Origin of the sequence: Micromonospora sp. LOL_015, from assembly GCF_048060275.1 — a bacterium.
Classification (GTDB): domain Bacteria; phylum Actinomycetota; class Actinomycetes; order Mycobacteriales; family Micromonosporaceae; genus Micromonospora_E.
Map to the genome: position 1 here is coordinate 1 of NZ_JBHMIO010000245.1, position 213 is coordinate 213.

Annotated in this window: 1 protein-coding gene; it reads right to left on the minus strand. The window is 71.8% G+C overall.

The window, feature by feature from the left end; genetic code table 11:
- Window positions 1-213: hypothetical protein (locus tag ACFHWU_RS29675; RefSeq protein WP_416592375.1), on the minus strand; the 213-nt coding region annotated here is incomplete at both ends.

Below are 213 nucleotides of genomic sequence, written 5' to 3' on the forward strand. Positions count from 1 at the left end.
ACGTGTTCGCCGTCGATGTCGGTCAGGTCGGTCGGCTCGACGCCGAACTGCGCCGCGAGCGTCCCGATCTGGTAGTGCTCGGGCAGCTGCCAGACGGTGGAGCCGGACAGCCGGTCGGCGGGTACGGGTGTGGGTGGCGGCGGGTTGGTGTCGTCGGGTCGCCAGTTGCGGTGCACGGTCCGGCCACGCAGGTCGGTGACGGTGAGCACCGCG